Source organism: Bacillus sp. J14TS2 (genome assembly GCF_018333015.1).
Lineage (GTDB): Bacteria > Bacillota > Bacilli > Bacillales > Bacillaceae_C > Lederbergia.
The window spans coordinates 254,698-264,310 of the sequence record NZ_BORE01000009.1 but is presented as its reverse complement, the minus strand read 5'-3'; the positions used below and the strand labels follow the sequence as shown (position 1 = coordinate 264,310).

Below are 9,613 nucleotides of genomic sequence, written 5' to 3'. Positions count from 1 at the left end.
CAATTATGCGATAGGCGTAAAAAACCCTTTAGTCTCCCTCTATATTTCAGTAAACCAGACAAAAAATGAAATTTGATAGCATGAATATGTTATTTATGGAACTATTAAGCTGATTTTGTCGTATAATGATTATACCTATTATTTACAGGGGTCAAGGAGGATACTATGGGGGGCAAAAATGTCTACATTCTTTTAACAGATACGGGGACTATACTTAATAGATTAATAAAATTATATACAAGGCAACCTTATAATCATGCATCTATTGGTTTTGATTTTAACCTAACTGAGGTTTATAGCTTTGGTAGGAAAACAGCTAATAATCCTTTTATGGCAGGATTTGCAAAAGAAGATGTAAAAGAGAGGTTGTTTCGGGAAGCGGATTGTGTCGTTTATTCTATGGTTGTAACTGAGGAACAATGGATGAGAATGAACCGCTTCATACGAGATATTGAAGCACGGAAGGAAGAGTACCGTTATAATTTATTTGGCTTAATAGGGGTTATGCTTCGTATGCCAATCAAAAGGCGGAATGCTTTCTTTTGTTCACAGTTTGTTGCCTATGTCCTGAAGGAGTGTGATATCCTTCAGTTTGACCAACCTATATCACTCATCGCACCGAATGACTTTCAAGAAATCCCCACACTTAAACTAGTGTATCAGGGAAAATTAAGAAATTATCTTACTATGTTAATGAATGAAAGAAACGTTGAATCTGTTCCGTTCATGTCCATTGAAATTTGAACTCCTTCCACTGAAAAGTGCAAACGGCTGCGGAGAAACTGTAATGAGGCAGTCTGATTGAACTCCCCATGATGAAAAAGCGATCCTTCTATGTAAGAGTAGACTCAATATGTCGTCCCAAAGCGAATTTTTTTAAAAAAACGGGCTCTGATCAAAATAGATCAGAGTCCGTTCTTGATTATCCTTCTTTTTGTGTTTCAAGCGGTGTTTCTTCTGGTTTGGCACGATATACAAATAGTGCTAAAAGAACGGCGACGATCGACATGGCAAACGCGATGAAATAGACAAGCTCTACACCTGTTACCATCGCTTCGTTAATGGTTGCAGGATCATTGGGATTTGATGCATCTTGCAAAAAATGAAGCTGTTTTGCATTCATAATACTGACAAAAACCGAAACGCCAATGGCACCGCCAACAGGCTGTAAAGTAGACATAACCGCAGTTCCATGTGGGTATAGTCGTTTAGGCAGCTGATTCAAACCGTTTGTCTCAGCTGGCATCATAATTGCAGAGACTGTCAACATTAATAAAATATATCCGACGATCACAATCCATAAGGGGGTATCTGTCGATAAGCGGCTCATCATAAACATCGTGCCACTTAAGATAATCGTAGCTGGAATCATCAAGAGACGGGGGCCAACCTTATCAAAAAGAGCGCCCATAAAAGGTGACATGATGCCATTTAAAATACTTCCTGGTAATAAAATTAAACCAGCTGTTGCAGCCGTTAAAGCCAAGGGACCCTGCATATAGATAGGCAAAATAATCTCTGATGCAAACATGGACATAATAATTATTAAAAACATAATAACAGCATGCGTGTACATAGGATATTTAAAGACTCGTAAATCCATAACCGGTTCTGCTAATTTTAATTGTCGCCATGAAAACAGGATGATCCCCACGATTCCCACGATAATAAACGTATAGACAATAGGGGTGAAAAATCCTGCTTCACTTTCTCCTGCTGCACTGAAACCATAAATGACAGCCCCAAAGCCAATGGTTGAGAAAACAATGGAGAGAATATCAATTTTAGGCTTGGTTACCTCGGACACATTAATCAAAAATTTATAAGCAAAGGCAATTGAAAAAAGTGCAAAAGGAATAACAGTGATAAATAAAAAGCGCCAACCTAAATATTCAACAATCACACCGGATAACGTTGGACCGATTGCAGGCGCAAACATCATCACTAAGCCGACCATCCCCATGATTTTCCCGCGCTTATGTGGTGGATAAATGAGTAAAAACACATTAAAGATAATCGGCATTAATAAGCCTGTACCAACTGCTTGTATTAATCGTCCAACTAGTAAAATGGAGAAGTTTGGAGCGACAGCACTGATTGCTGTACCAATCGTGAAAACGATCATTGTACCTAAAAACAATTGTCTTGTAGTAAACCATTGTAACAAGATAGCGGAGACGGGAATTACAACCCCCATCACCAGCATAAAACCTGTTGCCATCCATTGGACTGTTGGTAGTGTGATGCTAAATTCTTTCATCAAGGTCGTTAAAGCAATATTTAATAATGTTTCATTTAAAATTGCAAAAAACGCCCCAATGATCAGGGAAACCATAATAGGCAGTGTTTTCACATTAGGATCATCTGCTAAGTATTCATATTTATTTAAATGATTATTTTTTTCCATCAAAAAACTCCTTCGTTCTAATTTTTACGAACAACTGCTTATGTTCAGAAGCAGACGGAAGGAGTGTATAGAAATGGACTTTTCACCAATATTTGATCAGAGTCCAATGAAAAGTTCTCTTTATTCACTTTTAAAGTAGACAAACTCTTTCCGAATCCTCTACCCACAAGTAGAGTTCTTTTCTATTCAATTAGGTTAAGAAAAATCGGAATGATAAGATTGTCATTTGAAAAACGCCTCCGTACAAAATAGTAGAGTTATCGTATCATCTCTTCTTAAGAATAGCAAGAGTTTTTGATGAAGAAAGCCGCGGAGAAGGGAAGACGGCCGTATTTGTACAAAGTACAGGATTCGAATCGATGATATTTGAACGTGCCTGTATCGAAAAACAAACTTGATTGAAACAAAATAAGTTGTTGCTTCGTATATAAAAAATAAAGGAAGGCTGTGAGCATAATGACAAAATATTCTATCGAGGAATTTTTAAAACAAACAGAGCAGGAAGACAAGGGAGAAGGGCTATTCGAATTAGAAACCCCTCGGTTGTTGGAGGTAAACTTAGAAAAGCAAGTATGGGCAAAAACTGGTTCTATGGTTGCCTATGAAGGGAAAATAAAGTTTGTCCGTGAAGGTATATTAGAACATGGGCTTGGAAAAACGTTCAAAAAGGCGTTTACGGGTGAGGGAGCTTCCTTAATGAAAGCAACAGGACAGGGAAAATTATATCTAGCAGACCGGGGTAAAAAAGTGATTATTTTACATCTGCAAAATGATATCATTTTCGTTAACGGGAATGATTTATTAGCCTTTGAACCAAGTGTAAAATGGGATATCAAATTGATGAAGCGGATAGCAGGCATGATGGCTGGAGGATTATTCAATGTCCGGTGTGAAGGGACTGGGATGATTGCGATTACAACTCATTATGAGCCATTGACATTAAGAGTTACACCTGGAAAGCCTGTAATTACAGACCCCAACGCGACTGTTGCTTGGTCAGGAAATTTGCAACCAACCATTCAAACAGATATTAACTTTAAAACTTTTTTTGGAAGAGGGAGCGGTGAATCAATTCAAATGAAGTTCCAAGGGGAAGGTTTTGTCGTTGTTCAACCGTATGAAGAGGTATTGATGGATCCGAATAATTAGAACTGGACTGCCAGAAGAATAGTTATGAGAGAGCTTTTTAAAGATCATTAGCTCTCTTTCCAGGGGAGAAAATAAAAACGATTTTATGATATTCTTGTCATTATATCAGCCAATCTCTATGGTCGAAAGCAATCGTTCAACCAAAGAGCTTCATTCATAAATGTATGAGTACGAAAAATATTGGATTAATGGGTCTAGTCTCAGTAAAATAGAATCATGGAGAAATATTCATCTGTAAATGAATTTCAATTTTGATAAAGAAAAACTTCATTCAGTGGAGTTTTTTCTCATCCTCATTGAACGAAGTTTACAGACTAGAAACATTTGCTTGTCGGGTGCTTGAGTTTTTTCGTCTTTGTAACCTACGTCCTACGTGCCTGAACGAATCTGAGATTTGGCTACAGTTGAGATCGTCACTAATTATTCTTGTTTCCTCGAATTTTGAAGTGAGATCTTATTACCAGTTCATTCAGGATAAAGTTTCTTAAAAGAGTGGGGGGTTTTTTATTAATCAGTTATATGAAGAAATAGAATTATTAAGGAGAAAGATGTATCAAAAATATGAGCAGGATCCAAATGACCCAGAAATTTTAATGATCTCGCAAATGTTGGACAAGCTTTTAAATGATTTACAGTCAAGACAAAACAGAGAGGAGCGGTCGTCCTGAGCCACTTTCCTAGCTCGGCAGTTGCCATTGAATTGTATGAAATGATGAGGATTTATTTGAAAAATGAAATAGTTGGTAAAATAATGACTAATCTATAGTAGAATGTATAGAAAGGAGGTCGATTTTTTGTGAATCGAAAGGTTTCGATTGTGCTAGTTGGCGTAAGTGGATATGGTCATACGTATTTGCGGGAGCTTTTGCAAAAGGAAAATAAGCAGATATTTCTAGCAGGGGTGGTTGACATCTCTCCCGAAAAATCAAACTACTATCGAGAAATACAGGAAATGAGAATACCAATCTATACGTCTTTAGAAGAATTTTATGAAAACAATAAAGCAGATTTGGCGATCATTTCTACACCGATTCATTTACATAAAGAGCAATCGTGTTTGGCGATGGAAAATGGAAGCGATGTCTTATGTGAAAAACCAATTTCGACGAGTTTAGAGGATATTCAAAAAATGAAGGAAACCTCGGAAAAAACCGGACGTTTTTTAGCCGTAGGCTTTAATTGGTCGTTCACGGATGTTGTACAACAATTAAAAAGACAGATCTTGGACGGAGAATTTGGACGAGCGAAAAGGTTTAAAAGCCTTACTTTATGGCCGCGAAATCAAGACTATTATAATCGTTCAGCTTGGGCGGGGAAAAAATATAGCCTTAAAGGCAAAATCATTTTAGATAGTATTGCCAGTAATGCCACTGCGCATCATTTGCATCATATGCTTTATTTAGCTGGGAACTCAATAGATCAGAGTGCTGATATAACTGAATTAACGGCTGAGCTTTATAGGGCGAATGAGATTGAAACATTTGATACATGTGCTGTAAAAATGAAGACGACGGATGATATCGATATATTTTACTATGCTTCTCATGCAGTGAAGGAGGCGAAAGGGCCAAAATATGTATTAGAATTTGAAAAGGCTGCCATCAGTTTTGATCAGGGAGGAGAAACAAGCGACATTGTTGTGCAATGGAATGATGGGAGAAAGATATGTTATGAGGACCCCTCTCATACACTAGCGAAACTAAAGGTATGCGTGCAAGCAATCTTGAGGGGAGATCATAACATATTATGCGGAATTGAAGCTGCCACCCCACATGCAAAAGCGATTCAAGCGATACATCAATCGGTTCCGAACATTCCCGAATTTCCTCCAGCCATAGTGCAATATAGCGAAAGCGAGAAGCTTATATCAGTTGAAGGGTTAGCAGATATCTTAATAGAATGTTATGAAAAATGCAGCTTACCAGTTGATTTGGATGTAAAATGGAGTCAACGAGGGAAGAGCATTCAAGTAGAATAGTAGAAAAAGGCGATTTGCGGTGACAAATCGCCTTTTCTATTGCTTTGGAAACTATAAAATTGCCGCTTGTGGATAAGTAGCTTATGTCGCGGTCGACATCCAGCTCCAGCACCTAGCCCGAGAAACTCACAGGATGTGAGTTCATCGGCGAAGACATGTGGACGCGGCGAACTTAGCCGATGTTCTGCTTAATAACCCTGAACCTAAGAAGGGAAAAAGCCCCTTCCTAGGTTCAGGAACATTTGCTTGTCGGAGGCCAACAGGATGCTGGTCAGAAAGGCGTTGCGACGTACAGGAGGTACTAGTGCAGACGAAGCGATAGGACGTCGCGTTTGAGTCTGCCGCCAGGACGGTGCGAATTTAGCCATTCTTCTTACATCAAGGCGCTTGCGTTTTTGTTCTACGTTATTTTTCTTCATATACAGCGGGATCTTGCCCATTTAACCTTCCATCCTCTTGAGTTAATGAAGCGATCAGTCTCATTTCTTCTTCATTTAAAGCAAAGTTAAAAATCGAGATGTTTTCTAATTGTCTGCTCGGAGAAGCGGATTTTGGAATTGGAATCGTCCCAAGTTGGTAATGCCAGCGTAAAATCACCTGTGACACTGTTTTGTCATGCTGGCCAGCAATTTTTTGTAAGATTGGATTGTCTATGATATCTATTACACGTGCTAAAGGGCTCCATGATTCTGTTTGAATCCCTTGTTCTTGGTGCCAAACCCGCTGTTTCTCTTGATTGAAAAAGGGATGCAGTTCAATTTGGTTAAGAGAAGGCTTCACACCTGTTTCTTGTTCTAATCGCTCGATATGATCAGGTAAGAAATTTGAGACTCCGATAGAACGAATAAGTCCCCATTTTTGCGCATCAATCAAGGCTTGCCACGCTTCTACATACTGATCCTGTTGTGGATTAGGCCAGTGAATCAAATACAAATCATAATAATCAAGTTGGGCACGATATAGAGATTCTTGGATTGCTTTCACAGCAGTATCATATGTATGATAACGGCCAGGCAGTTTGGAGGTAATGCGCAATTCTTCTCTCGAAATATCACTACGGCGAACAGCTTCCCCTAGGGTACCCTCATTCTCATAATTGTACGCGCTGTCAATCAGGCGGTAGCCACACTTGATCGCACTTTGGATTGCACGAACCCCTTCCGCGCCTTTCAAGTTATACGTCCCGAATCCAATAACTGGCAACGTAATCCCATCATGAAGCGTAACCTCTGGAATAAATTGACTCATATCAATACACTCCTCTCTATTTGTAGTTTAAGAGTAACATAGATGATGATCGATTTCATAATGGAAGCCTCAGCTGCAAAATGGTAAGCTTGGTGAATTGTCGCGATCGAGGAGCCTGAATTTCATAAGTCCTTGGTAAAATGTAGGCCACGAGCATTCATGCTAAACTTGTAACCGTCAAATGAAACGGATAAACCGAGTTGCAAAGAGAGGTTCTACGCGCCAAAAAGCAAAGTAAATCCTTAAGAATCGGTACGTAGGAGGTTCTACGCACCAAAAAAGCAGAGAAAATGCTCCAGAATCGGCTCGTAGAAGATTCTACGCATCAAAAAGCAGAGAAAATCCTTCAAAATCGGTTCATAGAAGGATTCTCCGCACCTACTTCACTGTAAAATGAGTTCCTAAGATAATTCCATGCTCCAAACGCTAGTGGATCTTGCAAATGCCGTTCATTGAAACCAAAGTTAAATGAGCGGCATATCATGAAAACTCCTACGATGATCTAGCGTTCTTTTTTCCAGTATAATATGCATGTCTTCCATATCCTTGCACAATAAAGTTTTTCCTGAGTGTCCTGCTTATAATTCTTTTTTCTGCAATTACCTGACACCACTCATAAATAATATGAGTAGTGATCTTTTTATCTGGAAAAACCAGCTTGAATTCGTCAACGCTTCTTAATATGGCCAATTCAAAATTCTCCTTCGCACCACAATGTCCACATACGATATTCCTGCCTATCAACGAGGTGGCCGTAAATGAATGACAGCCTGTGCACATAATCCCTTTTCTTATTTGCTCAAAGGAATAGTCTGGTAAGCGTTGATAGGGAGATTTCTCCATATGATCTGCTAGTAGTTTTTTTGCTAACTGTAGATGTTTTTCATTCATTTTCGAATTAACTTTATCCAGATGCTTCTTAAAACGATTGATTTGAGTTGGAAGGATAATGGGCAGTTTAGGATCCGCCTGGTATAACGTAAATTCAGGATGATTAAACAGGGCGTATTCTTTTACAGGAAGGTGAACACCATATTGTTGGAGAAGGCGTCGGAATAAGGAGACACAGCGGTTTAATTGAAGAATGGGATGATGAATTTCTTTTTTAGTCAAGGTATACCAAATATCAGAATCGATATAATAATCACCTTCATAATACTTTACTTCTATCAAATAAATCGTATTTTCAAAAATAAGGAGAACATCAATCTCAAAAAGGGCATTGTGATATTCCAAGAGTAGATTATGCAAAATCAAGCAGTCGGTGCGAAGATCTTTGAGAAGGTTAGCCAGTTTCTGCTCACCTTCATGGCCTTTTTTCAGATGGAGGTATTGTTGCTTCCATTCAGAGGAAAGTTCGAGGCGCTCGTTTAAGCAGTGAAGCAATTTCAGTAGCGACGATTCTTGATAGGGTTTAATAATCATCTTCCACAACCTTTCTATTTTATCCCGCATTAACGGGCAGTAATCCCCCACCTCAAGGCTTTAGAGAATACGGAGAAGCATAAGTGGGGGATACACTGCCCGTAAAAGCCCGATTGGTTCAACTAACAATCAGTGGGGGATGAAAGAAAACCCCCACTGATTGAAGGTTCACTTTATTTCTCTTCATTTTATGAAAGATTCCAAAAACTTTCAAGTATAAGGGCATGTCCCAAAAGTTGAAAAACGCCAAAAAGGCTTCTTTGCTGTGAGGCCTTCAGCTGATGCTATTTCCTCAGGCGTGTCACCGTTTTTGGCGATTTTCTTAACATTTATTCATAAAAAAAGAAGGAGATTTCTCGGTGTTGAAGACTTAGTGGCAGCCGCTTACTTCTAATCCGTCTTGATCAAAGGTTCATAATGAGTAGAGTATAGATGGGTTAAAGGATCTTTAGGATGTATGTAAAGCTTGGCACTATTAACGGCAATTGGTCCTTCATTAAACCCCCCTGCAATCAGTGGTAATTTATTTTCGTATTGGGCGATATCTCCTACTGCAAAAACGCCTGGAATGGAGGTCGACATCGAGGAATTCACTACAATCCCTGCATCTGTTATGTCCATTCCCCACTCAGCGATAGGGCCAAGATCGATATGAAACCCATGATTGACGAGGAGCTCGTCTACTTTCACTTCTTCAAAAGTGCCCTGTTCAGTATTTTGTATGATCACACTGGTTAGACGGCCATCCTTCCCTCTTAAGTCCGTTAGCTCATAAGGAGTCAAAACCTGTACACTGGAATTCTTCATTTTTGTTACGTTGCTTTCAATCCCTTTAAAAGAAGATTTACGGTAGATTAATGTAACCTTTTCAGCAATCGGTTCTAATTCATTGGCCCAATCGACCGCAGAATTCCCACCGCCAGAAATTAAAACATGCTTCCCTTTAAAGCGATCAATATCATGGATCGAATAATGCAGACTTTCTTCTGCAAACTCCTTAGCATGAGGAAGCACTAACTCAACTGGCTTTAAGGAACCGAATCCTGTTGCCAAAATCACCGTTTTTGTATAGTGTTTTGCCCCATTATGACTTGTTAAGATGAAATAACCATCCTCATGTTGCTGCCAATCCATTACCTGTTCTTCGAAGACAATTGTTGGATCAAAAGTTTTTGCCTGTTCGATCAAGTTAGCAGTCAATTCATCACCTGATAAGTGGGGCAATCCCCCAATATCACGAATAATTTTTTGAGGGTAAAAATAAGAAACCTTCCCACCTAGATAAGGTAAATATTCAATAATCTTCGTTTTTAATTCGCGCATGCCACTATAAAAAGCAGTAAATAACCCAACGGGTCCACCACCAATAATGGTTACATCGTAAATATCATTTTGCTGAGTCATAA

8 protein-coding genes are annotated in these 9,613 nt (G+C 39.0%); 4 read left to right on the top strand and 4 right to left on the bottom strand.

All coding sequences use genetic code 11. From position 1 onward, the window contains the following. The first annotated feature begins 165 nt into the window (after positions 1–165). Positions 166–744, top strand: a complete 579-nt coding sequence (locus tag KI375_RS15645) for a hypothetical protein (protein WP_212974392.1) — start codon at positions 166–168, stop codon at positions 742–744. A 178-nt stretch (positions 745–922) separates the two neighbouring features. On the opposite strand, the gene KI375_RS15640 is transcribed toward KI375_RS15645, so the two are convergent. After that, positions 923–2,407, bottom strand: a complete 1,485-nt coding sequence (locus KI375_RS15640; protein WP_212974391.1) for an MDR family MFS transporter — start codon at positions 2,405–2,407, stop codon at positions 923–925. Positions 2,408–2,863: 456 nt separating this feature from the next. Between KI375_RS15640 and KI375_RS15635 the strand changes: the two genes are divergently transcribed. The 3 genes from KI375_RS15635 to KI375_RS15625 all read left to right on the top strand — a co-directional run bounded on the left by KI375_RS15635 (position 2,864) and on the right by KI375_RS15625 (position 5,534). Then, positions 2,864–3,556 carry an AIM24 family protein gene (locus tag KI375_RS15635; protein WP_212974390.1) on the top strand — a complete coding sequence of 231 codons (693 nt, stop codon included), beginning with the start codon at positions 2,864–2,866 and terminating at the stop codon, positions 3,554–3,556. A gap of 506 nt (positions 3,557–4,062) precedes the next feature. After that, complete coding sequence (locus KI375_RS15630) at positions 4,063–4,224, top strand: aspartyl-phosphate phosphatase Spo0E family protein (RefSeq protein ID WP_207449569.1); 162 nt, start codon at positions 4,063–4,065, stop codon at positions 4,222–4,224. A 128-nt stretch (positions 4,225–4,352) separates the two neighbouring features. Beyond that, complete coding sequence (locus KI375_RS15625; protein WP_212974389.1) at positions 4,353–5,534, top strand: Gfo/Idh/MocA family protein; 1,182 nt, start codon at positions 4,353–4,355, stop codon at positions 5,532–5,534. Between the two features lie 405 nt (positions 5,535–5,939). On the opposite strand, the gene KI375_RS15620 is transcribed toward KI375_RS15625, so the two are convergent. The 3 genes from KI375_RS15620 to KI375_RS15610 form a co-directional block, all read right to left on the bottom strand. Further along, positions 5,940–6,782, bottom strand: coding sequence for an aldo/keto reductase (locus KI375_RS15620; protein ID WP_212974388.1), 843 nt, complete (start codon positions 6,780–6,782; stop codon positions 5,940–5,942). Positions 6,783–7,274: 492 nt separating this feature from the next. Then, the gene (locus tag KI375_RS15615; RefSeq protein ID WP_212974387.1) at positions 7,275–8,207 is read right to left on the bottom strand and encodes a nuclease-related domain-containing protein; all 933 of its coding nucleotides are present in this window, start codon (positions 8,205–8,207) and stop codon (positions 7,275–7,277) included. A 390-nt stretch (positions 8,208–8,597) separates the two neighbouring features. Further along, on the bottom strand, positions 8,598–9,611 hold the full coding sequence (locus tag KI375_RS15610) for an NAD(P)/FAD-dependent oxidoreductase (protein WP_212974386.1): 1,014 nt from the start codon (positions 9,609–9,611) through the stop codon (positions 8,598–8,600). Between the last annotated feature and the right edge of the window lie 2 nt (positions 9,612–9,613).

Excerpts from the sequence above, each read along its gene's own strand:
- KI375_RS15620 (WP_212974388.1), bottom strand. The coding sequence starts at position 6,782 with ATGAGTCAATTTATTCCAGAGGTTACGCTTCATGATGGGATTACGTTG.
- KI375_RS15615 (WP_212974387.1), bottom strand. The coding sequence starts at position 8,207 with ATGATTATTAAACCCTATCAAGAATCGTCGCTACTGAAATTGCTTCAC.
- KI375_RS15610 (WP_212974386.1), bottom strand. The coding sequence starts at position 9,611 with ATGACTCAGCAAAATGATATTTACGATGTAACCATTATTGGTGGTGGA.
- KI375_RS15640 (WP_212974391.1), bottom strand. The coding sequence starts at position 2,407 with ATGGAAAAAAATAATCATTTAAATAAATATGAATACTTAGCAGATGAT.
- KI375_RS15635 (WP_212974390.1), top strand. The coding sequence starts at position 2,864 with ATGACAAAATATTCTATCGAGGAATTTTTAAAACAAACAGAGCAGGAA.
- KI375_RS15645 (WP_212974392.1), top strand. The coding sequence starts at position 166 with ATGGGGGGCAAAAATGTCTACATTCTTTTAACAGATACGGGGACTATA.